Source organism: Gordonia jinghuaiqii, assembly GCF_014041935.1.
Lineage (GTDB): Bacteria > Actinomycetota > Actinomycetes > Mycobacteriales > Mycobacteriaceae > Gordonia > Gordonia jinghuaiqii.
Genome location: NZ_CP059491.1, coordinates 3593591 through 3620465, shown reverse-complemented (window position 1 = coordinate 3620465; position 26875 = coordinate 3593591). Strand labels below are relative to the sequence as shown.

At 67.6% G+C, this 26875-nt stretch carries 26 protein-coding genes; 22 read left to right on the top strand and 4 right to left on the bottom strand.

Features of this window, described 5'->3' with window-relative positions; translation table 11 throughout:
• The first annotated feature begins 38 nt into the window (after positions 1-38).
• The 6 genes from H1R19_RS16190 (at position 39) to cofG (ending at position 7332) form a co-directional block, all read left to right on the top strand.
• Positions 39-2000: an ABC transporter family substrate-binding protein gene (locus H1R19_RS16190; protein WP_219849558.1), complete on the top strand. Its 1962-nt coding sequence runs from the start codon at positions 39-41 to the stop codon at positions 1998-2000.
• Between the two features lie 5 nt (positions 2001-2005).
• The gene (gene mshB / locus H1R19_RS16185; protein WP_257865656.1) at positions 2006-2905 is read left to right on the top strand and encodes an N-acetyl-1-D-myo-inositol-2-amino-2-deoxy-alpha-D-glucopyranoside deacetylase; all 900 of its coding nucleotides are present in this window, start codon (positions 2006-2008) and stop codon (positions 2903-2905) included.
• Complete coding sequence (locus H1R19_RS16180) at positions 2905-3318, top strand: facilitated glucose transporter (protein WP_219849557.1); 414 nt, start codon at positions 2905-2907, stop codon at positions 3316-3318. Before mshB ends, H1R19_RS16180 begins: the two co-directional genes overlap by 1 nt.
• Positions 3319-3398: 80 nt before the next feature.
• The gene (locus H1R19_RS16175) at positions 3399-4538 is read left to right on the top strand and encodes an FO synthase (protein WP_219849556.1); all 1140 of its coding nucleotides are present in this window, start codon (positions 3399-3401) and stop codon (positions 4536-4538) included.
• The gene (locus H1R19_RS16170) at positions 4535-6085 is read left to right on the top strand and encodes a flavin-containing monooxygenase (RefSeq protein ID WP_257865649.1); all 1551 of its coding nucleotides are present in this window, start codon (positions 4535-4537) and stop codon (positions 6083-6085) included. Before H1R19_RS16175 ends, H1R19_RS16170 begins: the two co-directional genes overlap by 4 nt.
• Complete coding sequence (gene cofG / locus H1R19_RS16165; RefSeq protein ID WP_219849555.1) at positions 6085-7332, top strand: 7,8-didemethyl-8-hydroxy-5-deazariboflavin synthase CofG; 1248 nt, start codon at positions 6085-6087, stop codon at positions 7330-7332. Before H1R19_RS16170 ends, cofG begins: the two co-directional genes overlap by 1 nt.
• Before the next feature lie 33 nt (positions 7333-7365).
• Here the strand turns inward: cofG and H1R19_RS16160 are convergent, their stop codons facing one another.
• Together H1R19_RS16160 and H1R19_RS16155 are read right to left on the bottom strand one after the other, a co-directional pair.
• Entirely contained in the window at positions 7366-7752 is a 387-nt protein-coding gene (locus H1R19_RS16160; RefSeq protein ID WP_188327509.1) for a rhodanese-like domain-containing protein, read from the bottom strand.
• Positions 7749-8279 carry a cysteine dioxygenase gene (locus H1R19_RS16155; protein ID WP_219849554.1) on the bottom strand — a complete coding sequence of 177 codons (531 nt, stop codon included), beginning with the start codon at positions 8277-8279 and terminating at the stop codon, positions 7749-7751. The genes H1R19_RS16160 and H1R19_RS16155 overlap by 4 nt, the downstream gene beginning before the upstream one ends.
• A gap of 332 nt (positions 8280-8611) precedes the next feature.
• Between H1R19_RS16155 and H1R19_RS16150 the strand changes: the two genes are divergently transcribed.
• The 10 genes from H1R19_RS16150 to dapC all read left to right on the top strand — a co-directional run bounded on the left by H1R19_RS16150 (position 8612) and on the right by dapC (position 17509).
• Positions 8612-9322, top strand: coding sequence for a 3,4-dihydroxy-2-butanone-4-phosphate synthase (locus H1R19_RS16150; RefSeq protein ID WP_219849553.1), 711 nt, complete (start codon positions 8612-8614; stop codon positions 9320-9322).
• A complete protein-coding gene (locus H1R19_RS16145; RefSeq protein WP_219849552.1) occupies positions 9319-10374 on the top strand; it encodes a LysR family transcriptional regulator in 1056 nt (351 codons plus the stop codon). The genes H1R19_RS16150 and H1R19_RS16145 overlap by 4 nt, the downstream gene beginning before the upstream one ends.
• Before the next feature lie 244 nt (positions 10375-10618).
• Positions 10619-12115, top strand: coding sequence for a sodium:solute symporter family protein (locus tag H1R19_RS16140; protein WP_244970728.1), 1497 nt, complete (start codon positions 10619-10621; stop codon positions 12113-12115).
• A complete protein-coding gene (locus H1R19_RS16135) occupies positions 12112-12459 on the top strand; it encodes a hypothetical protein (RefSeq protein WP_219849550.1) in 348 nt (115 codons plus the stop codon). The genes H1R19_RS16140 and H1R19_RS16135 overlap by 4 nt, the downstream gene beginning before the upstream one ends.
• 66 nt (positions 12460-12525) lie before the next feature.
• Positions 12526-13839, top strand: a complete 1314-nt coding sequence (locus tag H1R19_RS16130; protein ID WP_219849549.1) for an LLM class flavin-dependent oxidoreductase — start codon at positions 12526-12528, stop codon at positions 13837-13839.
• A 59-nt stretch (positions 13840-13898) separates the two neighbouring features.
• On the top strand, positions 13899-14906 hold the full coding sequence (locus tag H1R19_RS16125) for a YeiH family protein (RefSeq protein ID WP_219849548.1): 1008 nt from the start codon (positions 13899-13901) through the stop codon (positions 14904-14906).
• Between the two features lie 84 nt (positions 14907-14990).
• Positions 14991-15542 (top strand): flavin reductase family protein, encoded by a 552-nt coding sequence (locus H1R19_RS16120; RefSeq protein ID WP_244970727.1) that lies wholly within the window; start codon positions 14991-14993, stop codon positions 15540-15542.
• Positions 15543-15609: 67 nt separating this feature from the next.
• Positions 15610-15735 (top strand): tautomerase family protein, encoded by a 126-nt coding sequence (locus H1R19_RS16115; RefSeq protein WP_219849547.1) that lies wholly within the window; start codon positions 15610-15612, stop codon positions 15733-15735.
• 275 nt (positions 15736-16010) lie between these two features.
• Positions 16011-16340: a ferredoxin gene (gene fdxA / locus H1R19_RS16110; protein ID WP_155225423.1), complete on the top strand. Its 330-nt coding sequence runs from the start codon at positions 16011-16013 to the stop codon at positions 16338-16340.
• A 26-nt stretch (positions 16341-16366) separates the two neighbouring features.
• Positions 16367-17509: a succinyldiaminopimelate transaminase gene (gene dapC, locus H1R19_RS16105; RefSeq protein WP_219849546.1), complete on the top strand. Its 1143-nt coding sequence runs from the start codon at positions 16367-16369 to the stop codon at positions 17507-17509.
• A 24-nt stretch (positions 17510-17533) separates the two neighbouring features.
• Here the strand turns inward: dapC and H1R19_RS16100 are convergent, their stop codons facing one another.
• Complete coding sequence (locus H1R19_RS16100) at positions 17534-18193, bottom strand: TetR/AcrR family transcriptional regulator (RefSeq protein ID WP_188327512.1); 660 nt, start codon at positions 18191-18193, stop codon at positions 17534-17536.
• A gap of 216 nt (positions 18194-18409) precedes the next feature.
• Here H1R19_RS16100 and H1R19_RS16095 point away from each other — a divergent pair, with 216 nt between their 5' ends.
• A complete protein-coding gene (locus H1R19_RS16095; protein WP_244970726.1) occupies positions 18410-20584 on the top strand; it encodes an ABC transporter permease in 2175 nt (724 codons plus the stop codon).
• Positions 20585-20675: 91 nt separating this feature from the next.
• On the opposite strand, the gene dapD is transcribed toward H1R19_RS16095, so the two are convergent.
• Positions 20676-21641, bottom strand: coding sequence for a 2,3,4,5-tetrahydropyridine-2,6-dicarboxylate N-succinyltransferase (gene dapD / locus H1R19_RS16090; RefSeq protein ID WP_188327514.1), 966 nt, complete (start codon positions 21639-21641; stop codon positions 20676-20678).
• Positions 21642-21825: 184 nt separating this feature from the next.
• Here dapD and H1R19_RS16085 point away from each other — a divergent pair, with 184 nt between their 5' ends.
• The 5 genes from H1R19_RS16085 to H1R19_RS16065 are packed head-to-tail and all read left to right on the top strand — an operon-like array spanning position 21826 to position 26816.
• Positions 21826-22353 carry a DM13 domain-containing protein gene (locus tag H1R19_RS16085; RefSeq protein WP_219851716.1) on the top strand — a complete coding sequence of 176 codons (528 nt, stop codon included), beginning with the start codon at positions 21826-21828 and terminating at the stop codon, positions 22351-22353.
• A gap of 33 nt (positions 22354-22386) precedes the next feature.
• A complete protein-coding gene (dapE, locus tag H1R19_RS16080) occupies positions 22387-23487 on the top strand; it encodes a succinyl-diaminopimelate desuccinylase (protein WP_188327515.1) in 1101 nt (366 codons plus the stop codon).
• A gap of 43 nt (positions 23488-23530) precedes the next feature.
• Entirely contained in the window at positions 23531-24388 is an 858-nt protein-coding gene (locus H1R19_RS16075; RefSeq protein ID WP_223204562.1) for an LOG family protein, read from the top strand.
• Positions 24385-24942 (top strand): LOG family protein, encoded by a 558-nt coding sequence (locus H1R19_RS16070; RefSeq protein WP_219849545.1) that lies wholly within the window; start codon positions 24385-24387, stop codon positions 24940-24942. Before H1R19_RS16075 ends, H1R19_RS16070 begins: the two co-directional genes overlap by 4 nt.
• Positions 24943-24998: 56 nt before the next feature.
• Positions 24999-26816 (top strand): long-chain-acyl-CoA synthetase, encoded by a 1818-nt coding sequence (locus tag H1R19_RS16065; RefSeq protein WP_188327517.1) that lies wholly within the window; start codon positions 24999-25001, stop codon positions 26814-26816.
• Positions 26817-26875: the final 59 nt, after the last annotated feature.

Here is a 26875-nt window from a genome sequence, read left to right as displayed (position 1 = left end):
ATGGTGTCGGCACGTCTGTTGGACCGACAAGCTTCTCCATGGGGGTATCCGAGGTGAATCGCGCGAGGCAAGAGCGTTCGGCGGAGGGCCTGGCACCGGGCCGCGAATCCGGGAGCCGGGTCCGGCGCCGGACGCTCGGGCTGCTCTCGTGCGGCGTCGCACTGCTCGTCGTCCTGACGGCGTGCATGTCCGACCCGCCGCCGCCCGTCCGCGACACCGGGCCGCCGCCCACGCCGACCGAATATCCGGTGGAGAAGACGATCTACATCGCCACCGACTCGGTGGGCGCCGGGTTCAACCCGCACATCGCGGCGGATCAGAACCCGGTGACCACCGCGGTCGCGGCGATGACGCTGCCCAGTGCGTTCGCGCCGGTGCAGACGCCCGGCGGCACGGTGTGGGAACTGCAGAGTTCCTTCGTCACCTCCGCCGAGGTGACCTCACGTCAGCCGTTCACCGTGACCTATCGGATCCACACCGACGCGCAGTGGTCCGACGGCCTGCCGGTGACGGGCGACGACTTCAGCTACCTGTGGCAGCAGATGTCACGCCAGCCCAATGTCGTGGCGCCCGCGGGTTACCGGCTCATCGACTCCGTCGCGTCCAGTGCGGGCGGGAAGGTTGTCGAGGTCAGGTTCGAACGTCCGTATCCGGCGTGGCGTGAGCTGTTCACCGGTCTGTTGCCGAGCCACGTCCTCAAGGGCGCGCCCGCTGGCTTCCAGACCGGGATGGACGCCGGTAAGCCGGTGTCGGCGGGACCCTTCGCGATCGTCGGGATCGACAAGACGCGCGACGAGGTGCGCCTGGCCCGCAACGACCGGTACTGGGTCAAGCCGCCACGGCTCGACCAGATCGTCCTGCGCCGTGCGGGCAGCTCGGCACAGATGCTCGACTCCGTCCGCTCGGGCGACTCGGCCATCGTCGCCCTCGGTGCCTCCCCGGCGACCGACGCCGAGCTGGTCGCGCTGCCGGGGTTGGAGACCGCACGCAGTCTGACGTCCCGGTCGCTCGGTGTCAGCGTGAACGCGCGCACCGAGGCGATGAGTTCACTCGATGTCCGGCGCGCGGTCCTCGGCCTGATCGATCCGCGCCTGACCACCTTCGCCGGTGCGGGTGACTGGGTCGTCGAACCGTATGCCAACACGGTGTTCGCACCGTCGGATCCCGGGTACCGCCCGGTCTCGCGACCCCGTCCGCGCCCCGCCGAGGTGGATGCTCTGCTGGCCGCCGCCGGATACCGGCGGGCCGCACCCGAGCCCGTCGGTTCGGCGTCGCCGGTGCCCTCTGCGTCAGAACCCTCGTCGTCAGCTTCGTCGTCTCCGGCGCCGTCGGCTGCCGGATCGTCGTCCGGTCCCAGCCAGACACCGGTTCCCGGTGCGGTCGAGGTCCCCGAGCTGCCCGAGGGGCTGCTGCCGGTCCAGAAGGACGGCCAGGATCTGATCGTGCGGGTGGGCGCCGTCGCCGGTGACCCGCGCGCCACCTCGGCCGCGGCGAGCATCGTCGACCAGTTGCGCGGCGCGGGGGTGCGTGCGCAGGTCGTCACCATGCCCAACGGCGAGCTGTACGGGTCCGCGCTCACCACCAAGCGGGTCGACCTCGTCGTCGGCTGGAACGGTCTGGGTGTGCCGCCCGCCGCGTCGCTGGCCTCGCAGGTCGACTGCAACCAGCCCAAGCCCGGGACCGAGCCGTCACCTGCCACGCCGCCCACGCCGACCAGCGTCGCACCCGGCGGCACCGATGCCGGTGACAGCTATGCCAGCAACGTCTCGGGGCTGTGCGATCCCCGCCTGATCGAACTCGCGCGGACCGCGCTGTCCGAGGAGGACCCGACCGACACCCTCGACGAGGCCGAGCCGCTGCTCGCCGCACAGGCGATCTACCTTCCGCTGTACCAGGATTCGATGGTCGTCGGCGTCACGCCCGCCGTGCGCGACGTGCCTCTCACCGGTCCCATCCAGGTGTCGATCTTCGGGACCGCGGTCGACTGGGAACTCTCGTGACACCCATCGCGGACTCCGGATCCACGCCGGGCCGGCGGCTGTTGCTGGTCCATGCGCATCCCGACGACGAGACGATCATGACCGGCGGCACCATCGCCCGGTACCTCGCCGAAGGCGTCGACGTGCGGGTGCTGACGTTCACACTCGGCGAGGAGGGTGAGGTCATCGGCGACGAGTGGGCGCAGCTCGTCGCGGACGGCGGAGCCGATCAGCTCGGCGGCTATCGCATCCTCGAGCTGACCCGGGCACTGCGGGCGCTGAGCCCCACCGACGGTCCGACGCTGACACCGCGCTTCCTCGGCGGCGCCGGGCGCTGGCGCGACTCCGGTATGGCCGGCGCCCCGTCGGCGAACCATCCGCGCGCGCTCGTCGGGGCGCCGTTCGACGATCCGGTCCGTGCGCTCCTCGACGTCCTGATCGACTTCGCCCCACAGGTGGTCGTCAGCTACGACGCCTCGGGCACCTACGGACACCCCGATCACCGACTCGTGCACGAGGTCACCGTCGCCGCGGTGGCACGGGCCCGGGAATCCGGCGGCGGGCCGGTGAAGCTCTACGAGTCGATCACCGAACGGAGCGCACTGGCCGCAGGCCTCGCCCGTGTGGCCGATGTGCCCGCCGGGTGGCGCATGCCCGGTCCGGGGGAGCTGCCGAGCTACCCCGACGAGGCGATCACCACCGAGATCGACATCCGCGCCCACTACGCGCAGAAGGTCGCGGCACTCGCCGCGCACGCCACCCAGGTGACCGTCGCGGCGTCGGGAACCGAATACGCGCTGTCGAACAACATCCTGCAACCCATCTCCGATCACGAACACTTCATCCTCACCGAACCCGACCGGCACGATCCGCTCGAGGGCAAGCGTGAGTCGGACCTGTTCGCCGGTATCACCTGGGCCGAGTGATGGCAGGACCCTCCCGGCCTGCGCGCAGCGACTCCTCACGTAACAGCCTCGTTGATCGGCTGCTGCTCGGATTCCTGATCATCGACGGACTCGCGGTGGGGCTGCTCAGCGTGGCCTTCGCCTACCAGCGGTTCGGTGGTGTGGCCCTGCCGGTCGCGGCGGTGCTGGCCGGGGTGGTCAACGCCGTGCTGCTCTGGCTCGCGGCGGGTTTCACCTCGACGCCGCTGCGCTACGGGCCGCTGGGCGCCTGGGGGCTCGTCGTGCTCGTCGCGGGCGCCGTCCCGGGGCCGGGCGGCGACGTGATCCTCACCCCGGGCGGTGACTACCTGGTGCAGACCGTGTTGCTGCTCGCTCTCGGGGTGGGGCCGGCGGTCGCCCTGAGTTGGACCAACCGCCTGCCCGAACCTCGCTGACCGCCGCGTCCGACGCTGGACCGCGGTCGGCGATCGCTGCAGCCGCAAGGCCGCAGATGCCGGACGTTAGAGTGTGTGACATGGTTCTGCGCGCGTGGGCCGACGACATCACGGCCCCGACCGAGCGCGTCACGGCAGCACTGCGCCGTGTTCGTGACGATCCGACAGCCCTCGGCCCAGATGTCCTGGACGATCAGGGCTGGGTCGCGTTGCTCGGTGCCTCCGGACAGGAGCTGGAGGAGCTCTGTGCGCTCGCCGACGCCGTGCGGGTGCGCGTCACCGATCCCGGGTCGCTGACCTTCGTCGTCAACCGCAACTTCGACACCGGCATCGTCAGTCGGCTGGGCCCGGACGGGCCGACCCTGGCCGAGTTGGTCACCGAGGCGGTCGAGCTGGGTGCCACCGAGGTGTGCATGCAGGGCCCGTTGCCCGCGGGCCTGCCCGCCGACGACTACGTGCGATTGGTCGAGGAGATCACCGCTGCGGCCGAGGGCCTGCACCTGCACGCCTACCGCCCGCCGGAGATCGTCGACGGCGCGGTCCGTTCGGGCGTCTCCGTCGCCGACCACCTTCGCCGGCTCCGCGCCGCCGGCCTCGGGTCGATTCCCGGGACCGCCGCCCAGATCCTCGACGACACCGTCCGCGGATACCTGTCGCCGACGGGGTCCGCACCGGTGAGTGAGTGGACAGAGGTGATCGAGGCCGCGCACGGCGTCGGTCTCTTCTCGACGGCCACCATCGTCTACGGGCACGTCGAGACCCCCGAGCAGCAGGTTGCGCACCTGAAGACGCTGCTCGGAATCCAGCGCCGCACGGGCGGATTCACCGAGCTGATCCTGATGCCGATGGTCGCCTCCAACACGCCGCCGCATCTGGTCGGCGCCGCGACGTCGACCGCGTCGCAGCGGGAGACCCGGGCCCTGCACGCGGTCGCCCGACTGATGTCCGTCGGGCTCATCGATCACCTGCAGGTCGCCTGGACCAAGCTGGACACCGACACCGTCGACCTCCTGCTGCGCGGCGGTGCCGACGACATCGGCGGCCTGCTGCTCGACGGCCGGCTCATGCCGGAGGCCGGACCGGAGGCGGGACGCGTCCTCGACGTCGACACCCTCGTCGACATCGCTGCCCGCGCCGGACGCACGCCGCGTCAACGCACCACCCGCTACCACCAGCCCGAACCGCACCGACAGCTGCCGATCCCGCAGGTGCGTTCGTGACCGGCGCCGCGGTGCACGGCCAAGACCGGCCGTACGGACACCTGACCGACGTGGACGTCGCGATCATCGGGGCGGGATTCGCCGGTCTGGGCATGGCCACCCAACTCGCCCGTCGCGGGCGTGAATCCTTCGTCGTCCTCGAGCGGGCCGGCGCGGTCGGCGGTACATGGCGCGACAACACCTATCCGGGCATCGCCTGCGACATCCCCGCACACCTCTACTCGTTCTCGTTCCGTCCGCCGGCGGACTGGGCGTCGCGCTACCCGCGCGGCTCCGAGATCCGTGACTACCTCGAGCAGACCGCCCTCGACGAAGGCATCGACGATCGTATCCAGCTCAACTGCGAACTGCGACAAGCGCTCTGGGACGACGAGCGCGCGTGCTGGCAGATCACCGCCGGCGCGCCGGGCGGACCGTCGGGCACATTCCGCGCCCGCTCGCTGGTGATGGCCGTGGGCCGGTTGTCCGACGCGCGAATCCCCGACGTCGACGGCCTCGGCACCTTCCCCGGCCAGATCGTCCACACCGCCGCCTGGCACGACGGTGTGGTGGTGTCCGGCGCACGGGTCGGTGTCGTCGGCACGGGGGCGTCGGCGGTGCAGGTCGTCCCGCACCTGGCGCAGGTCGCCGAGGAGCTGGTCGTGTTCTGCCGGACACCTCCCTACGTCGTGCCGCGTGAGGACCGTGCCTACACCGCGGAAGAACGCTCCGCCCTGCTCGATCCCGATGTCGCGCGCGAGGTCCGCAACCGGTTGCTCACCGAGGCCGACGGCGCGTTCCGTCAGCGCCTCGGCCTCCATCCGGACATCGACGAGATCCGCGCCCGCGCACGCGATCACCTGCACGCACAGGTCGCCGATCCGGTGCTGCGCGAACAGCTCACACCCGATTACGAGATCGGTTGCAAGCGAATCCTTCTCAGCGACGATTTCTATCCCGCGCTACAGCGGTCCAACGTCGTCCTGGAGCCGAGTGCGTTGACGTCGGTCGCCGAGTCCAAGGCCACCGCACGCAGCGGCCACACCTATGACCTCGACGTCCTGGTGATGGCGACGGGATTCGAGTCCGCGCGTCCGCCGGCGGCGACGCGCATCGTCGGGCGTGCCGGTCGTCGATTGTCCGACCACTGGTCGTCGGGCATGACGTCCTACGCCTCGACCGTCGTCAGCGGCTACCCCAACATGTTCGTCCTCGACGGCCCGAACGCGGCCCTCGGCCACAACTCGGCGATCTACATGATCGAGACCCAGCTCGACTACGTGATCGGTGCACTGGACTTCATGGCCGACACCGCGGTCCGTGCCCTCGAGGTCTCACCGGAGGCCGAGGCCGCCTACACCCGTGAGATCGACGAACGCAGCGAGTCGACGGTCTGGCTGACCGGGTGTGACAGCTGGTACGTCGACCCCGACAGCGGGCGCTTGACGCTGCTGTGGCCGGGGACGGCGGCGTCGTTCCGAGAACGCAACGGCACCTTCGACCCGTCCCCGTATCTGGCGGTCGAACCGAGCGTGACCACCGATTCCGAACTCGCAGAGGGACAGTGATGACCGAACCGGCCACCATCGCGGCGGCACTGTCCGCCGCCCGCGCACGCACACCGATCGGGATCGACGACGCCGTTGCGTTGTTGTCCTGTGCCGGTGACGATCTGGCCGAGTTGCAGGGCATCGCCGGGCAGATCCGCGACGAGGGACTCGCCGCGGCGGGCCGGCCGCGGCAGGTCACCTACTCGCGCAAGGTGTTCGTCCCGCTGACCCGACTGTGCCGCGACAAATGCCACTACTGCACCTTCGTCACCGTGCCGGGCAAGCTCGCCCGCGCAGGCGAGGGAATGTACCTCGAGCTCGACGAGGTCGTCGACCTCGCCCGCCGCGGGGCCGAACTCGGTTGCAAGGAAGCACTCTTCACCCTCGGGGACCGGCCCGAGGACCGTTGGTCGCAGGCCGGTGACTGGCTCCGGGAGCGCGGCTACGCCTCGACGCTGGACTATGTGCGAGCGGCGGCGGTGGCAGTGCTGTCCGAAACCGGCCTGCTGCCGCATCTGAACCCGGGCGTGATGAGTCTCGAGGAGCTCCGGCACCTGCGCCCGGTGGCGCCGTCGATGGGCATGATGCTCGAGACCACCTCGCGCCGTCTGTTCACCGAGAAAGGGCAACCGCATTACGGCAGCCCCGACAAGGACCCGCTGGTCCGCATGCAGGTGCTGCGCGATGCGGGTACCGCGCGCGTCCCGTTCACCACCGGCATCCTCGTCGGGATCGGCGAATCACTGTACGAGAGAGCCGAGTCGCTGCTCGCGATCGCCGACGTGCACGCCCGGGGCGGACACATCCAGGAGGTGATCGTGCAGAACTTCCGCGCGAAACCCGACACCGCGATGCGCTCGACCCCCGACGCGGAGATGACCGAGTTCCTCGCGGCAGTCGCCGTGGCCCGCATCGTCTGTGGACCGCACATGCGCATCCAGGCTCCGCCGAACCTGGTCTCGCCCGCGGAATGCGCCGCGCTGATCGCCTCCGGCGTCGACGACTGGGGTGGTGTGTCGCCGTTGACCCCCGACCACGTCAACCCCGAACGCCCGTGGCCCAACCTCGACGCCCTCGCCGCGCGCACCGCGGAGTCGGGTTTCGTTCTCACCGAACGGATCACGGCACAGCCGCGGTATGTGCTCGCCGGCGACGACTGGATCGACCCGGCACTGGCGCGCCACGTGTCGGCGCTCTCGGACCCGGCGACCGGGCTGGCCGTCGACACCCGCCCCGCGCCGCGCCCCTGGCCGGCCGTCGCCTGAGGTGCGCGCAGGGTCGCGGACCGCGACCAGTGATCAGTCGAGGAACGGTGCGAGTGCCTCGTAGCCGCCGATCACATCGGTCGCCCGGTGCAGCCCGAGGTCCTGCAACGCCGCCGCGGCGAGACTCGACGTGTAACCCTGCGAACACAGGATGATCCACCGCACGTCGTGATCGATCGCCTGTGGAATCCGCGCATCACCCGCCGGATCGCATCGCCACTCGAGGACGTTGCGCTCGATCACCAGGGCCCCCGGCACCTCACCCTCCTCGGCGCGCTGCGCGGCGGGCCGGATGTCGACGAGGATCGCGCCCGCCGCGAGTTCGTCGGGCACCGTCGCGGCGTCGATCCGCTCGAGGCGTGCACGCGCGTCGGCGAGGATCTCGTCGATGGTGCGGGGCGCCGGCCTGCCGTCGCTCATTCGGGTTCGTCGGTGAGGACGGTGCGCGTACGACGCAGGTGACCGCCGTCGGCGATCTCGTAATACGACATCGCGGTCAGTGGCGGGGAGTAGGCATGGACGCTCAGGGTGGGACCGGCCACCTCGATCGTGGGATTTTTCAGGACGTCGTGCACCCACCCGAGAGGGAAGGCTGCCTGGTCACCGGCATCGAGGACACGCACAGCCAGATCGTCCCCCGTCCAGTGGTACTCGCGCAAGGAACCCGAGAGGACGGTCAGCGCGCCGAGCGAGCCGGCGTGGTCGTGCAGTTCGGTGGCCTCGCCGGGAGTCCAGCTGATGAGCCATACGTCGAGGTCGTCGTCGGCGTGGAGTCGCGTCGACCAGCGGTGCGTGGTGTCCCATTCGGCGGGGAGCAGCGCGTCATAGCGGCCGTCGAGAACGTCGGCGACGCCCTGGTCGGTGATGCGCAGCAGGTCGGCCGGCCGGAGCCGGGTGGGGAGGTGGGTGAGTGAGCGCGCTGCGGGACGGGCGAGAGTCGAGGTCATGAGGAGATCCTTGCGGGGAGTGGACGTGCGGGTCGGAACCGAGGTCAGCGACAGCACATACACATGGCCCGCGACGCCGGCTCGAGCCCCGACACAGCCCACAGGCTGGTGAGAGGGCGCCCCACAGCGACCGGATTCACGACGACCATGCCGACGAGAATGCCCAACAGGTCGACGCTCGTCGAGAGTTGTCGGCACAGTGAGCGAAAGTCGCCCGTTGCGTGTCCGAGGTCATGTCGGTTGTCACACCGCTGTAACCCGGGAATTCGCTCGTGGCTGCGGTGGTGTCGATAGTCGGGACCGTAACCGGTCCCGACACGAGGTGGCACACGATGAATGCATCAGCTACGACTATCACCGCACAATCCGCTGAGCGAGAGAACGATGCAGATCGGGCGGGTGATCCGACTGCGAGTGCGCACGCTGACTCCGCGACCATTTCCGAAGCCTTCCTATCCGGTAGGCCTGTGATCGTCACAGGACACGGGAACGCCGGCCTCGAGGCCCAGATGTGTTTCGCGGGTGAGTCGTTCGGAGCTGACGCTGCCGCATTCCTGGTGCGTCATACGTCGGGATTCGTGCTCGCAACGGTCCCGAAAAACGTCATGACGAGCGCAGGGTTGATGCTGATGACGCCCGGGTTCGACCGGGACAGTGGCCGGTTCTGTGTTGCAGTCGATGCTTCCTCCGGAATCACTACGGGTATCTCCGGGGCGGATCGTGCCCACACGATAGGTCTCCTCGCCGATCCCGGAGCACGAGCGGAGCATTTCGTGCGGCCCGGCCATGTAGTGCCCATCGCTGTCGGTGGTGCTTTCAGCGCCGTCCGATGGTCGATCTATGACTCAATCTGGGCAATGAGTTCGTCCGCGGGACTGAGTGGGGTCGTGGCTACGGCATCGGTCGTCAATGGAGTGGAGGAACTGGATGCGGAGTTCCTGTCCGCCTTTGCGCGACGTCTCGGAATCCAGGTGGTCGATGTCAGTGGTCTCGGTCGGGATCATCACAACTTCGTGCCGGCATCCGCGGCGCAGGACTCGTGAACAGTTCGGCCCCCTCGTCTGAACGGCAGCACCAGCCGAAGGTAACTACGATCGAACGTAGCGCCACAAACAATGGTTGTGCTCATACAAATTCTAATTCGGGAGGGTTGGCGGTGGAAACATCGGCGATACACTATGTACCCCTCCTGGAAACCCTTTCGGTTCTCGGGCAGTCCCAGAGCATCAGCCAGGCCGCCGATCGTCTCAACATGACCCAGCAGGCTGTGTCGGCTCGAATCAAACGTCTCGAGCGTTCGGTCGGCCAGCAGCTCGTGTCGCGAACCCGCTTCGGGTCAGTGCTCACCCCGGCGGGCGTCACCCTTGCCGGGATGGCGGAGGAACTGCTCGGAGTCGTCGAACGAATCGACACGACGATGGGCTCCTTACGTGGTGGCGACCACGCGGTCGTGCGCGTCGCGGCCAGCCTGACCGTCACCGAGTACCTCTTCCCGCGCTGGCTCGTTCAGCTCCGCGAACTGTTCGGAGACGCCGCGGCTGTCACAGCCGCGAACAGCAGCACGGTGTTTGAACTGGTGCGCAGTGGTGGGCACAACCTGGGCTTTGTGGAAACGCCAGATCTGCCAGGTGATCTGCGCAGCCGGAAGGTGTCGCGGGATGAGCTGGTCCTGGTCGTCGCGCCCAGCCATCCGTGGGCCTCGGGGCATCGGACCGGGGCAGACGCCGAAGGTGTCTCGCTCGCCCGGCTCGCCGCGACTCCGCTGGTGACGAGGGAGATCGGATCGGGTACACGGCTCAGCTACGAGCGCATGGTTCAGTCACGGTTGCCCGGGACCGCGATCGCACCTCCCGCGCTGGAACTCCCGACGAACGCGGCCGTCAAGACCGCGGTGATCGGAGGAACCGGTCCCGCTGTGCTCAGCGTGCTCATTGTGCGAGACGACATCGAGTCGGGCCGCATGCAGGTGATCCCGATCAAAAACACACGCTTGATCCGCAACATCACGGCCGTGTGGTCGCCGCGGAACAATGCCCTCACCGAGCCTGCGCGTCACCTACTCGAGGTTGCGGAACGCCGCGGTTTCAGACGGTGATCCGCGGCCGGTAACACATCCGCAACACGTCGATGTGTGCCGACCGCAGCACTTGCCCTACAAACAGGGGGTGCCTCGGGCGCGACGAGATCTGGTTCCTCTCAACGGATCACGCATCGCCCCGGTTCGCACCCGTCCGTCATCGGCGACGCACCGGGTCCATACATCAACCAGGTGAACATTTCGACGACTCGGCATCGGAGCCCAGGCGTCGACAGACACCACACGCACCATGGGAACGCTTATGACACTGTCACCCGAGCTTGGCTACTGCCTGCTCATCGGGCTCGGAGCATGCCTGTTGGCAATCGCGCTCGTTGTGAAGAAGCTCGTACACGACACCGGAGATTTCATCGTCGCCGGCCGTCGCGTCGGATTCGGCTTCGGAGTCGGATCGATCATCGCGGTGTGGACTTGGTCCATGGCGGTGATGATGTCCTCGGCTCAAGCTTTCAGCTTCGGTACCAGCGGACTGCTGTGGTTCGTCGTTCCGAACGGACTCGCGGTCATGCTGATGATCCCGTTCGCCGTTCTCCTCCGACGCCGGATGCCAGAGGGTTACACGATCGTCGAGTTCATCCGGAAACGGTTCGACAATCCGTTGGTCGCGAGCCTGATGCTCGTCGTGATGATCGCCATGATCATCTGCGAGATCCTGATTAACCTGTTCGGGATCGTGCTGGTCATGGATGTGGTCTTCGGGTTACCGGCCACTGCGGTTCTGGTGGTCGCGCTGATCGTCGTCACCGTGTACTCGTACTTCGGCGGTATCTGGACATCGGCCATCACCGGAGCGCTATGCACCCTGGGGACGACCGTTCCTGCGGCGCTGGTCGTCCTGTATGTCCTCGGCAAGGCCGGTGGCGCCGAGGCCGTGTTCAGCAAGGTCGGCGACGCCGACCCGCAAAACCTGGAACCGTTCGCCCCCGCCGCGGCGGTGAGCTTCGGTATCACCCTGGCACTCGGCCTACTCGCCTCGACGATGGCCGACCAGACTTTCTGGCAGAAGGCATGGTCGATGAAGCCGAAGACCATGGCTCGCACTTTCCTGTGGGCGGGCCTGTGGTTCTATCCGATTCCGTTGACGCTCGGCCTGCTGGGTCTGGTGGGCATCTCCATGGGCGTCAGCGCCGACGACCTCGGTGCCAACGGTGCCGGAGCGATCGGGCCCTATGTGGTGACGCACATGGGTCTGCCCGTGATCATCATCGTCCTCTACGTGATGATCATTCTGCAGGCGTGCTACTCCACCGTCGACGGAGCATTTTCCGCGCTGTCCTCGCTGGTGGCCACAGACATCGTCCGCCGCCGCTGGCCGTCCATGTCGGACCGCAACCTCCTGAAGATCACCAAGGCGAGCATCGTCGCCGGCGGAATCATCGGCGGTGTGGTCGTTCTCGCGAGCAGTGACTACATCACGACCGTCAACACGATCTACTTCTTCAAGGCTTCCCTGATCGTTCCGCTGGGCGCCGCGATCTTCTGGCGTCGGATGAACGCATGGGCCTTCATTCTCGGAGTCTTGGTGTCGGCGGCGGTGGGCTTCTATGTCCGTGAGACCGTGAACGAATTGGCCGGTACCGCAACGCTTATCGGTCTTTCGATCCTCATCGTCGTTACCGTCAGCCTGATGACGAAAACGAACTATGACTTCAGCCGCCTCGACAAGGGTGGCGACCGACTTGCCGCCGGCGAGTCGGAAGACCTCATCGGCTCGAGTGCTTCGGAGGCGCAGTCATGACACTCTTCTGGATTGCCGTACCCGTCGCGATCATCATCGCGGTTCTCTACGTCTCGCACATGATCACCGAGTTCCGCCGCTTGCGGTCGAGCGCCGGTGACGGTGTGCCCGCGGAACCCGTGAGTGCGGTCGGATCGTTTGCGGTCAAAGCGATTGGGGGAGTTGCGGCTTCCACGGGCTGTCTCCTCATCATCAGCTATACCGGCTGGGGCTGGTATCTCCTGCCGGCGCTGAGCATGGGCAGTGCCGTCGCGGTCATCTCGGCGTTCCGGGTCGACGCGAAATCCCAACCCTCGGAACCCAAACCGACTGAGACGACCGAAATCGTCACCGTCGAGCCGTAGGAGAGTGCCGAAGCTCTCCGGCGGCGCACTCTTTCCATCCACTCAGAAATTTGAGGAGCGACAAAGATGTCCAAGAATATCCACCTGCTGGGATTCATCCAGAACGGCGTCAACAGTCACGCGACCGGAATGTGGCGTCATCCGCGTGACAAGGTCAACTGGAAGTTCACGGACCCGGAGTACTGGGAGCACATGGCCCGTGTCATGGAGCGTGGCCTGTTCGACGGCGTGTTCATCGCTGATGAGCTCGCGCCCTACAACACGTACCAGGACAGCTCGGACGCAACGGTGAAGTACGCCGTGCAGTGCCCGACCCATGAACCCTCGACGATCGTCCCGATCATCACCGGAGCGACGGAGCACCTGGGCGTGGGCGTCACGCTTTCGACGGCATTCGAGCACCCGTACTCGATGTGCCGGCGTCTTTCGAGTCTCGACCACCTCTCGGGAGGACGCGTGGCCTGGAACGTGGTCTCGTCGTACTCGAAGAGCGAGTGGGACGCATACGGCCAGGAGATGGCACCACGAGGCGATCGCTACGACCGCCTCGAGGAGTACATGGAGGTGTGCTACAAGCTCTGGGACTCGTGGGAGCCCGACGCGATCATCGCCGACGCCGAGAGCGGCGTCTACGCGGACCCGGACAAGGTCGCGGTCGTCGACCACAAGGGTGAGTACTACCAGTGCCGTGGCCGGCACTTCGTCGCGCCGTCTCCCCAGGGCCGTCCGGTGCTGTGGCAGGCGGGCGGGTCTCCTCGTGGTCGCGATTTCGCCGCCAAGCATGCAGAGGCGATCTTCGCGGTGCATCCGAACATCGAGCGTATGAAGGAGTACACCTCCGACCTGGATGCCCGAGTGGTGACGTTCGACCGTGCGCCCGGTGACGTGAAGTACTTCTTCGGAGTCCAGACCGTTGTCGCCGAGACCCACGACGAAGCCGTCGCGAAGTACGAGCGCATCAGGTCGTGCATCCCGCTCGAGGGTGCGCTGGCCTGGATCTCGGGACACTTCGGTCTCGACTTCTCCACGATCGATCTCGAAGACTTCGTGCAGGACATCGAGGTGCCGGGTATCCAGGGTCTGTTCGAATCCATCCTGTACGCCAAGGGTGGCGAGCCCGTCACGGTTCGTGAGGCTGCTCAGATCTACGCGATGGGAATGGGTATGCCGGTCCTGGTGGGAACTCCGGCGGAGATCGCCGATCAGCTCGAGGCATACGCCGACGGAGGCGGCGCAGACGGCTTCATGCTGATCGCGACCTATACGCCGGGTTGCTATGAGGAGTTCGTCGACATGGTTGTTCCCGAGCTCCAGCGGCGCGGGCGCTACCGCACCCAGTACACCGGGGCCACGCTCCGCGACCACCTCCTGGAGTCTTGACCGCGACCGAAACCCTGCCCGAACCTGTACCAGGCTCTCCGAGTCGTTCCGCCGGTCTCATGAATCTTCTGCGCGCAGCCGGATTCCTGGCGGCCGGGGTGTGCATCGGAACGTATCTCCACACCCAGATCAGCGTGTTCGGCACGCTGACCTGGTCTGTGGTGATCGGCATCGCGATGGCCAATCTCGGTCTGGTGCCGGAGAACCTCGGTGACAGTCTTGCGAAGGCGACGAAGGTGACGCTCCGATTCGGAGTCGCCTTGCTGGGGTTCTCCTTGCCTCTGCAGGCCGTCGCGGGTCTCGGTTGGGGAGTAGTCGCGACCGCGGTCCTCAGCACGGTTATCACGTTCGTCGTCATGGTTTGGCTGGGCAGACGGCTGAACATCGCCCCGTCTGGTTCCATCCTCATCGCCGCCGGCACGTCGATCTGTGGCGCCTCGGCGATCGCAGGGGTGCGTGACCAGACCGACGCGGACGACAACGATGCAGGCCTCGCGATCGGACTGATCACTCTGTTCGGAACCGCGGTCATGTTCGCCTGGCCGCTCCTGCAGCCGGTGCTCGGGCTCGGCGACCGTGGCTACGGCATCGTGGTCGGCTCGAGCACTCATGAGGTCGGCCAGGTGGTGGCGGCGGCGAGTACAGCCGGGTCAGTGGCGTTGGGGGTGGCGATCCTGGTCAAGCTCACCCGGGTCGTCCTCCTCGCGCCGATCGTTGCGATGATCGGTGTGCTCCGCTGGAAGTGGCCGTCGGTGCTCGGCTTCGAGGAGTTAGATCAGGCGGATGCTGATGACACTCGTAAACGGCCACCACTGATCCCGCTGTTCGTGATCGCGTTCCTCGTGTTCGCGGGGGTTCGGTCGACCGGAGTGCTGCCCGCCGGCTTTCTCGACGTCGTCGAGACCTGGCAGACGGCGATCCTCGCCGGCGCGATGTTCGGACTCGGGGCCGGCGTGAATCTCCGGACCCTGTTCCGCTCCAGCTGGCGTCCGGTGCTCCTGGCCTTCACCGGCACGGCACTCATTTCCGGGTTGTCTCTCCTCGGCGTCTTCGTTCTCGTTCGGTGACCCCCACCGGGGCCGAGCGCCGGTCCATCACCTGTGCTCGGCGCCGAGTTCCCACACTCCACTCTCACAAGACAAGGAAGAACCGTGTCTCAAGTCGATGACATTCCACGCCATGCCGTGCCGAGCACATTCGGCGATTCTGCCAGTGCGATGGCTTCTGTCCGTTCACATTCCGTTGAGATCATGACCGCGTTCAGCGCCTTCCCGGCGGCTGTCGGCGCGCTGTGTGCGGTCGTTGACGGTGAGCCGCGAGGTCTGGCGGCCACGTCGTTGGCGGTGGGTGTGTCCTATGCGCCACCAATGGTTTCATTCTCCGTCCGCAACGAGTCCACGACATGGCCGATCCTCAGCCGGGCAGACCGGATCGGCATCTCCGTTCTCACCGAGGATCAGGGGCCCGTGTGCCGGAAGCTCGCCGGTCAGGATGGCGACCGCTTTGCGGGGCTGGACACGACTGTCACTCCCGGCGGTGCGCTTTTCGTCAATGACGCGTCGACGTGGATGGAGTGTGCGATTGCCGGCACTGCACCGGCCGGTGATCACACAATCGTCACCTTTGAGGTGCTGTCCGTCGGCCATGAGCGTGCGGCGTCGCCGCTGATCTTCCGAAACAACGGATTCCTCCGGCTCCGATAGTCGCGGCTATTCGGAGGCATCCAGAGCGGACTCGGGGTAGCTGGGCAATGCCGAGCTCAGTCATCGAGTGCGAACCGAACACCCTGACGACGTCGAGGAAGGTCTCATCGAGACCGTCCATTCCGTGCTGGTCACCGCGTTCCGGATCCCGCGCGACCACGTCACCGTCATCGTCCGGGACCTGCGCACTTAGAGTTGGGGCATACGAGGCGGCAGGCCGCCTGCGACGTCGACCCCGGGTTCGATGTGGACGTGTGACTCGCTCACGATGTGATTCTCGTTACAACAGGGCGTCCTGTGCGCTCTGGAGCCGGGGGTGATTTCGTCCTGGGTATCTGCGGGGCGGATACTGTGGGTTGCGGTTCGACCAGCCCTCGGATCGCACCGGTGCCGATGCCGGAGAGTTGTTCGACGCCGAACCGCTCATCCCTGTCGCGCCGACAACGATCTTCCCTAGCGAAGGAGTGAGTGGTGACCTACATCATCGCGGAGCCTTGCGTCGACGTGTTGGACAAGGCCTGCGTGGAGGAATGCCCCGTCGACTGCATCTACGAGGGTGGACGCATGCTCTACATCCAGCCGGATGAGTGTGTCGACTGCGGTGCGTGCGAGCCGGTGTGTCCGGTCGAAGCGATCTTCTACGAGGATGATGTTCCCGACGAGTGGGAGCCCTACGTCAGCGCGAACGCCGACTTCTTCGACGACCTGGGCTCGCCCGGCGGCGCGAGCAAGGTCGGCAAGACCGACGCCGATCCGGCCTTCATCAAAGCTCTGCCGCCGATGAACGCCGAGGACTGACCGAGACGCGCCATGGGGAACCCGCAGTGAGCACCCCGGTGTCCCGTGCAGCAGCGCCGCTTCGCGTGTCGACGACACGTGTGAGCCGGCGCCTGCCGGACTTTCCGTGGGACACGATCGCCGACGCCAAGGCCGCCGCACGCGCACATCCCGACGGCATCGTCGACCTCTCGGTCGGCACCCCGGTCGATCCGGTCCCGACGCTGATCCGCGAGGCGCTCGCCGACGCCTCGGCATTCCCCGGATACCCGACGACGACGGGCACCACCGAGCTGCGCGAGGCGGCGGCGGAGTCGCTGATGCGGCGTCACGGGGTCACCGGTCTCGACCAGTCGGGAATCCTGCCGGTCATCGGGACCAAGGAGGCCATCGCGGGTCTGGCGTCGACCTTCGGGCTCGGCCCCGGCGACGACGTGGTCATCCCCGAGGTCGCCTATCCGACCTATGAGGTCAGTGCACTCCTCGCGGGTGCGCGCGCGGTGCGCGCCGACTCGACCATCGCGCTCGGCCCGATGAACCCGGCGTTGATGTTCATCAACTCACCGTCGAACCCGACGGGCAAGATCCTGGGTCTCGACCACCTGCGCAAGGTGGTCGGCTGGGCACGCGAACGGGGCACCGTGGTGGTCTCCGACGAGTGTTACCTGGGTCTGAGCTGGGAGGGTGAACCGCTCTCCGTTCTCGACCCGCGGGTGTGCGACGGCGACCACACCGGGCTGCTCGCCGTCCACTCGCTGTCGAAGATCTCCAATCTCGCGTCGTACCGTGCGGGCTTCTTCGCCGGCGACACCGACCTCATCGCCGAGCTGCTCGCCGTCCGCAAGCATGCGGGCCTCATGTTGCCGTTCCCGATCCAGGGCGCGATGACCGCGGCGCTGCGCGACGACGCCCACGTCGACGAACAGCGTGAGCGCTACGCGGCCCGGCGCCGCATGCTGCTCGCCGCTGTCGAGGCGGCGGGTTTCCGCGTCGATCACTCCGAGGCCGGACTGTACCTGTGGGCCACCCGCGACGAGCCGTGCCGCGACACCGTCGCGTGGTTGGCGGAACGCGGAATCCTCTGTGCGCCAGGCGATTTCTATGGACCTGCCGGGCGCCGGCACGTTCGGATGGCGTTGACGGCCACCGATGAGCGCATCCGCAGCGCCGCCGAGCGCCTGGCGGCCTGACCGCGTCGTACCGGCCAGGCGGGGCTAGAGCAGCACCCCCGGTGAGGCGGGGCTGAACGAGCTCGGTTCCGTCACCGGTGCCGAGAGCATCCCGGCGGCCGCGTCGGTGAGGAAACCTCCGAAGGCGGCCCACTGGGGATCGGTCTTCCCGGCGGCGATCGCAGCCTCGTACTCGGCGCACACGTCGACGACCATGCGCGCCAGAATCCAGATGCGTCCCCGGATGACGTCTCCGGGCAACCAGGACATCTGGTGTGCGATCGCGGTCACCATCTCGTCGACCACCGAATCGGCTTTGGCGACTTCGGCGACGAGGGTGGCGAGTGCGGGTACATCGCGCGCCTGGAGTACGAATCGCGCGCGCCACGACGGCAACGGCAGGCCGTCGAGGGTTTGCGTGACCGGCTGGATGAGGCAACGCAGGAGGTCGGCGATGAGCGGCTCGGCGGGCAACGCGGCCATCATCTCCGCACGCAGCACACGCGTCCGCTGGGTGTGGCGCTCGACGAGCTCGCGGAGCATCGCCTCGCGGCCGCCGAAGTGGTAGCTGACCGCCGAGTGGTTCGCGTTACCCGCGTGCACGCAGATCCGCCGGTTGGACACCGAGTCGATCCCTTGCGTGGCGAATAGTTCCTCCGCCGCGTCCAGTAGCGCGCGGCGTGCCGCCTCGCCGTGTCGTCCCATCGGGTCGCCGCCTTGTTCTCGTCATCGCTGGTCCGCGGTATGTCTCGCCGCAGAGAGCCTACGACGAAGATCACTCCGCACTGTATTCGTTATTTTAAGACATGTGGCGTAAATTATGGAAGTCGCCGCGAACTCGTGCGTGCCAGTTTCCCGTGCCGTCGAAGGTGCGCGGTCGGCGAGTGCGAGCGGCCCCTTTCCGAACATCCAGGAGGTTCTGTGGCCACGCCCTCACCGGCCCACACCGACAAGTCCGACGACACGGTCTCGGCGCACGACGCCACCGATGCCGAACTCGAAGCCGCCAAACAGGCGCGCAAGATGAAGATCGGGCGTTACGGCTTCGCGTTCGTGTTCCCGTTCCTGATGGTGGTCATGATGATCACCGGCTACCTCGGGTCCATGCACGACCCGCAGCCCAACGACATGCCGATCGCCGTGGCCGGCTCGACCCCGGACGCCGAGCGGTTCGCGGCGACCCTGGAGAACGCCGGCGCCGACGCCGTGGACATCCGGGTGGTCGACTCCGCGGAGACCGCGCGCCAGATGGTCGTCGACCGCGAGGCCTCGGGTGCCGTCGTGCTGCCCACCGCGGTCGACGACACCTCGGCGACCGTGTACACCGCAGGCTCTGCCGGTGCCTCCCAGGCGACGGCGGTCACTGGACTCGTGGCGCCGCATCTGGCGGCGGAGGGATTGCGGATCCAGTCCGAGGATCTGGTGCCGCTACCTGCCGAGGATTCGGCCGGACTGGCGCCGATGTTCATGGTGACCGCCCTGATCCTCGCCGGCTACATGCCGCTGAGTCTGCTGCTCTCCTCGGCCCCAGAGCTTCTGCGGCTGCGCCGCATCGTGCCGATCCTGGCGGCGTGGTCGGGTATCGCCAGTCTGCTGACCTGGATCATCGCCGGACCCGTCCTCGGTGCAGCGCAGGGCAGCGCCTGGGAGGTGCTCGGCATCGGCTGGCTGGCCGTGTTCGCGGTCGGCGCGGTCCAGTTGTTCCTCACACGGATCCTCGGCCCGCTCGCGGTGCTGGCCGGCATGCTGTTCCTGATGGTGCTGGGCATCCCGGCGTCGAACATGGGTATGTCGGTCTACACGATGCCCGGCATCTTCCCGTGGTTGCACGGCTTCCTACCGACGCCGGCAGCAGGCGAGGCGTTCCGCTCGGTCATGTACTTCGACGGCAACGGCGTCGGGGGGCACCTCGTGGTCCTCGTGATCGGTGCTGTGCTGGCGCTGGCCGCAGTCGCCGGGATCGACGCCGTGAAGCGTCGCCGCAACCACGAAGAACCCGTGCAGTCGATGGTGTCGATGACCGGTGGCGTCAAGCCGCCCAAGACCTGGGTGCGGTACGCCCTCCTCGCGTTCTTCCCGTTGGCGATGGTCGCGATGATGTTGTCGGCGATGCTCGGCGGGATGGGCGAACCGACACCGCGGAACATGCCCGTCGCGGTCGTCGGCTCGTCGGAGGCGCAGGCCGAGCAGGCCAGGGACGGTTTCCAGAGCAGCATGCCGGGCCTGTTCGAGCTGACTGCGACGACCTCTGCCGACGATGCGGAAGCAGCCGTGCGTGACCGGGAGATCGTGGCCGCCTACGTCCTGCCGTCGGCGGAGAATCCGTCGGCGACCCTGATCACCAACGGTGCTGCGGGTATGAGTGCGCAGCAGGTCGTGCAGACGGTGTTCGGGCAAGTCGCCCAGAGCCAGGGGATGACGCTGAACATCACCGATCTCACCCCGCTCGATTCGCAGGACTCGGTGGGCACCGTCAGTCTCTATCTCGCGATCGGCTGGATCATGTCCGGCTTCCTGCTAATCATCGTGTTGGCCAATGCGGCACCGGATCTCATGCGCAAGCGGATTCTGGTCCCGATCATGGCCGGCTGGTCGGTCTTCATGTCGGTGGTGCTGTGGGTGATCGCCGATCTCATCGTCGGCGCGATCGACGGCCACTTCCTGCCCCTGTTCGGGCTGGGGCTCGCGGCCATCTTCAGCACCGCGCTGTTCACCACCGTGTTCACGCGGATGATCGGGCTGCTCGCAGTGCTACCGGTGGTGGCGGTGCTCATGTTCCTCGGGGTTCCGGCCTCGGGTGGCGGGCTGTCGGTCTACATGACGCCGGACATCTTCCGGTTCCTGCACGACGTGCTGCCGTTGCCTGCGGCGGTGGAGTCGGCGCGGTCGATCCTGTACTTCGGTGGAGACGTCACGTCGACGCACCTGCTGACGTTCGGGATCTGGGCGGTGGCGTCGTTCGCCGCACTGTTGATCCTCGACAGGTTCTTCGCCCGGCCGCCGCAACCGATCCCGGGGCAACCGGTGTCCCAGGACGCGGTCGACGAGAAGACCGCGGTGGCCGACGACGCCGAAATCGCGTCGGCATCACGGTAGGGACGTAGCCAGACGCACGCAGGGCGCCGGACGATGACTCGTCCGGCGCCCTGTGCGTCTGGCTGCCCTGTACGTTGTCTGGCTACGTGGATCAGTCGTTCTTGTGCAGCGCCTCGTTCAGGGCGATGCCGTCGCCCTTCCACGGCACGACCTCGACCGCGCCGGTCAGGCTGTTGCGACGGAACAGCAGGTTCGACTGTCCGGAGAGCTCACGCGCCTTGATCTCGGCGCCGTCCGGGCCGGTCACCTTGGTGCCGGCGGTGACGTACAGGCCTGCCTCGATGACGCAGTCGTTTCCGAGCGGGATGCCGCAGCCGGAGTTGGCGCCGAGCAGACAACGCTTGCCCAGTGCGATGATCTCCTTGCCGCCACCGGACAGGGTGCCCATCGTCGAGGCGCCGCCTCCGATGTCCGAACCGTCGCCCACGACGACGCCGGCCGAGATGCGGCCCTCGACCATCGACGACCCCAGCGTGCCGGCGTTGAAGTTCACGAAGCCCTCGTGCATCACCGTGGTGCCCGCGGCGAGGTGGGCACCGAGGCGGACGCGGTCGGCGTCGCCGATGCGCACACCGCCGGGGACGACGTAGTCGACCATGCGCGGGAACTTGTCGATCGAGTACACCGTGACCGGACCGCGGGCGCGCAACTTCGCGCGCACCGACTCGAAGTTCTCGATGGCGCAGGGGCCGTGGTTGGTCCACACCACATTGGTGAGCATCCCGAACATGCCCTCGAGGTTGGCGCCGTGGGGTTCGATGAGGCGATGCGACAGCAGGTGCAGGCGCAGGTAGACGTCGTAGGCGTCCACCGGTGCGGCGCTGAGATCGGCGATGCCGGTGTGGACGGCCACGGTCTTCACGCCGCGCGCCCGGTCGACACCCACCAGGTCGCGCAGCTCTTCGGGGGTGGAGTCGGTGTCGAGGGTGACGGTCTCCGCCTTCTCGACGCCGTCGAGTTCGGGTGCGGGGAACCACACGTCGAGGACGACTCCCGGGGTCGAGCCACCGTCGATGACGGTCGCGATGCCGGTTGCGTGTGCGCCAGTAGTTGTCACGAGACCTGAGTGTAGGTGATCGGTGGTCCGCCGCCCGGCGACCACCCGTCGCACATGCGGCGCACATCCGTCATCCAAACGGCTCAATGCCCTGGTCGGCGCGGTTCCCGGCTCCTATCGTCGAGTCGTGACCGGACCTGCACAGCCTCCCGCACCGCCACGACGCCGACGTCGGTGGCCGTGGGTGCTCGGCGGGCTGGGCGTGGTGGTGGTGGTGGTCGGCGTAGCGGTGGGAGCGGTGATCTTCCAGCCGTGGCTGATCTTCGTCGACACCGAGATCGACGACGCCATCCCCGTCGCGGTGACGCCGACGACGTCGGAGCCCGGCCGGCCGCCGGCTGCCGGACCGGTTGTGCTCGCCGCCGGGGACCTGATCAGTCACGAGCACTCCACCTCCGGTGCGGTGTCCGTCATCGAGAAACCGGATGGCACCAGGATTCTGGCGATCGAGGATCTCGACACCACCACCGGCCCCGACGTCCACGTCTGGCTGTCGCGGGCCGAGGTGGTCGACGGCTTCAGCGGGTGGCGCACCGCCGCCGACGCCCCACACGTCGACCTCGGCATGATCAAGGGCAACAAGGGCAACCAGGTCTACGAGATACCCGCCGACGTCGACCTCGGCGAGTATCGGGCCGTCTTTCTGTGGTGCGTGAAGTTCAGCGTCTCCTTCGGCGCCGCCGAGCTCACCGCGCCGCCCGCCGCCGGCTGAACCCCGTGGAAACCCTCCCATTACGGTGGGAGCGTGAGCATCCCAGCCCTCGATCTCGCCGCCGATCCCGTCGAACTGACCGCGGCCCTCGTCGACATCTCGAGTGAGTCGCGCGACGAGGCGGCGATCGCCGACGCCGTGGAGTCCGCCCTGCGCGAGCAGACGACCGGTTTCGAGATCCGCCGACACGGCAACCGCGTCCTCGCCCGCACCGACCGCGGTCGGGCGCAGCGGGTCATCCTCGCCGGGCACCTCGACACCGTGCCGGTCGCCGGGAACCTTCCGCATCGCCGCGAGACGCACCCGGAGGAGGGCGATGTCCTGCACGGCTGCGGGACCGTGGACATGAAGTCCGGAGATGCGGTCTTCCTGCATCTCGCCGCCACCCTCGAGGAACCGGCCCACGACCTCACCCTGATCTTCTACGACTGCGAGGAGATCGCGGCGGAGTTCAACGGTCTCAACGACATCGAACGCGACCTGCCCGAGTGGCTGGCCGGTGACGTCGCCATCCTCGGCGAACCCACGGCCGGCCTCATCGAGGCGGGGTGTCAGGGGACGCTGCGCGTCCGGCTGTCGACGTCGGGGACACGGTCGCATTCGGCCCGGTCGTGGATGGGGGACAACGCCGTCCACAAACTCGGCCGGGTGCTGACGACGCTCGCCGCCTACGAGCCCCGCCGCGTCGACATCGACGGCTGTGAATATCGCGAGGGGCTCTCCGCGGTCGCGCTCGGCGGCGGGGTGGCCGGCAACGTGATCCCCGACGCGGCCCACGTCGACGTCAACTTCCGCTTCGCCCCGGACCGTTCCGTCGAGCAGGCCCTCGACCATGTCCGCGAGGTGTTCGCCGCGGACCTCGGCGACGGCACCGTCTCCCTCGAGGTCACCGATTCGGCGGCGGGGGCGCTGCCCGGGCTGGGTCATCCGGCCGCGGCGGCACTCGTCGACGCCGCCGGCGGCCGTTTCCGCGCCAAGTACGGCTGGACCGACGTCTCCCGGTTCTCCGCGCTCGGCATCCCCGCGGTGAACCTGGGCCCCGGCGACCCCAACCTCGCGCACCGCGTCGACGAGCGGGTACCGACCGAACAGATCCACGCGGTCACCGAGTTGCTGCGCGCGTACCTGTCCTGACGATCGCCGGGGGCCCGGCCGGGCCGCTGCTAGCGTGGCCGGCATGACCAACCCGGACCCCAGCACTTCCGGCGCCGGCACGTCCGGCCCGGCGGGCGCCGAGAACGACGCCGATGTCTGTTATGTCGGTCCGATCCGAATCCGTCAGGGCCAGCGGGGCGAGACCACCGACCGCCGGCTCCTGGAATGGGTGGATCCGCGCGATGCGCAGCGCCGCGCCGACCGCACCATGCGTGACTCGTGGCGTGTGCTGCGCATCCAGTCGGAGTTCGTCGCCGGTTTCGACGCCATGAGTGAGGTCGCCGAGGCGGTGACGGTCTTCGGGTCGGCCCGGCTGGCCCCGGAGTCGGCGGAGTACCAGCTGGGCGTGCGGGTCGGTCGCGCGCTCGGCGAGGCAGGCTATGCGGTCATCACCGGCGGCGGTCCCGGCGCGATGCAGGCCGTCAATCAGGGCGCCCACCAGGCCGGTGCGCAGTCGATCGGCCTCAACATCGAGTTGCCGTTCGAGCAGGGTCTCAACCCGTGGGTCGACCTCGGGATGAACTTCCGCTACTTCTTCGTCCGCAAGACGATGTTCGTGAAGTACGCGCAGGCCTTCGTCTGTCTGCCGGGCGGGATGGGAACCCTCGACGAACTCTTCGAGGCGCTCACCCTGGTGCAGACCAAGAAGGTGGTGCGCTTCCCGATCGTGTTGGTGGGCAGCGACTTCTGGGGTGGCCTGCTCGACTGGATGCGGGACGTCCTGGCTGCCCGGGGGATGATCTCGCCCGAGGACCTGGATCTGCTGACCGTCGTCGACGATCCCGGCGACGTGGTGGCCGCCATCGAGGCCGCCGGGGCCGGATCTGATTCCGGGCCGCTCCAGACCGGATCCGACGTCGATGGCACGATGGCGCGGTGAGTGCCGTCTGCGTCTATTGCTCGTCCGGTCCTGTCGACCAGCTCTACCTCGATCTCGCGGCCGAGGTGGGCACGGCGCTGGCCGAGGCCGGACATTCCGTCGTCTCCGGTGGCGGAAACGTCTCGATGATGGGTGCGCTGGTCAATGCGGCACGCGCGGCCGGCGGCCACACCATCGGCATCATCCCGCGTGCGCTGATGGAACGCGAGGTCGCCGACCTGGGCTCCGATGAGCTGGTGGTCACCGAGACCATGCGCGAGCGCAAGCGCCTCATGGATGAACGCGCCGACGCCTTCATCACCCTGCCCGGCGGGATCGGAACCCTCGAGGAACTGTTCGAGACCTGGACCGGCGGCTATCTCGGCATGCACGACAAGCCGGTGATCCTGCTCGATCCCTTCGATTTCTACGCGCCGCTGCTGCGCTGGCTGCGAGAGTTGTCGACAACCGGGTTCGTCTCGCAACGCTCCCTGGACCGACTGCTGGTCACGGCGTCGGTGGCCGAGGCGCTGGAGTTGACGACACACCCGGGAGGCTTTACTACCGGCCGGTAAGATAGCGCGGTGAGTGCGCGGGGCACTCACGACCCCCAGCGGAGAGCGGAGGCCAGATGTCCACAGACACCCAGCACGAGGACGTCCCGGAGAAGGACGCTGCGAAGGACACTGCGAAAACCGTGGGCGTGGGGGATCTACTGCGCGGCGTGGTGAAGATGGCGCCGCACGCCACCGCGATGATCAAACACGCTCCGGGCCTCATCCGCCGGCCACCGGAGGCCAAGCGCACCATCGGCTCGGTGTTCCAGAAGCACGCGAGTGCACACCCGGACCGGCCGTTCGTCCGCTTCGAGGGCCGCACCACCACCTACGGCGAGGCCAACAGGCGAGTCAACCGTTATGCCGCGGTGCTCGCCGAGGCGGGGGTCGGCAAAGGCGACGTCGTCGCGCTGCTGTCGAAGAACTGCACCACCGACCTGCTGCTGATGCTCGCCACGGTCAAACTCGGCGCGATCGCCGGGATGCTGAACTACAACCAGCGGGGCGACGTGCTCGAGCACAGCGTGGAACTCCTCGAGGCCAAGGTCTTCGTGCACGACCCGGACTGCGCGGAAGCCTTCGAATCCATCTCGAAAGATGCGCTGCCCGACCATGTCTACGACTTCGCCGAGTTCGAGGCCGCCGCCGAGGGGCGCCCGGAATCCGACCCGGAGATCACCGCGCAACTGCCCGCCTCGACCAAGGCGTTCTACATCTTCACCTCGGGCACCACCGGGATGCCCAAGGCCAGCGTGATGAGCCACAACCGCTGGCTGGCCAGCCTGTCGGGCATCGGCGGACTCGCCGTGCGTCTGCGGCACAGCGACACGATGTACGTCCCGCTGCCGCTGTACCACAACAACGCCTTGTCGGTGTCGCTGTCGTCTGTGCTCGCCTCGGGCGCCTGTATCGCCATCGGACGGTCGTTCTCGGCGTCGAAGTTCTGGGACGACGTGATCCTCAACCGCGCGACCGCTTTCTGCTACATCGGCGAACTCTCCCGCTATCTGCTCGCGCAGCCGGAGAAACCCACCGATCGCCGGCACTCGGTGCACACCGTGGTGGGCAACGGCATGCGCCCCGACATCTGGGACGAGTTCCGGGAGCGCTTCGGCGTCGAGCGGGTCGTCGAGTTCTACGGGGCCAGCGAACTCAACCTCGCGTTCGTCAACGCGTTCACCGTCGACAAGACGGCGGGCTTCTGCCCGTTGCCGTACAAGATCGTGGACTACGACGACGAGGGCAATCCCAAACGCGGCGCCGACGGCCGGCTGACCACGGTGGGCCGGGGCGGGACCGGCCTGCTGCTCGCGCAGATCAGCAACCGCGTGCCCGTCGACGGCTACACCGACTCCGAGGAGACGGAGAAGAAGATCGTGCGGGACGCCTTCAAGAAGGGCGACGCGTACTTCAACTCCGGTGACCTCGTCCGCGACCAGGGTTTCGCGCACATCGCCTTCGTCGATCGTCTCGGTGACACCTTCCGCTGGAAGGGTGAGAACGTCGCCACCACCCAGGTCGAGGGGGCCGTGGACTCCTATGAGGCCGTCGCGCAGTCGGTGGCCTACGGCGTCGAGGTGCCGGGCACCGACGGCCGGGCCGGGATGGTCGCGGTCAAGTTGCGCGAGGGCGCCGACCTCGACCCGATCAAGTTCGCCGAGCACCTCTTCGACGCCCTCCCGGCCTACGCGGTGCCGCTGTTCGTGCGGGTCGTCGACGACTTCGAGCAGACCTCGACGTTCAAGAACCGCAAGGTCGAGCTCCGCAAGGAGGGCTACGCCGACGCCGACTCGGAACGGCTGCACGTGCTGCTCGGCCGGGACAAGGGATACGTCGAGTACTACGACGACTACCCCGACGACGTCGCCGCGGCCAAGGTCCCCAAGGGGTGAACGACGCTCCCGAGTCCACTTCCTCGTCCACACTGTGCGGGCGCCCGGTGGCGACCGAC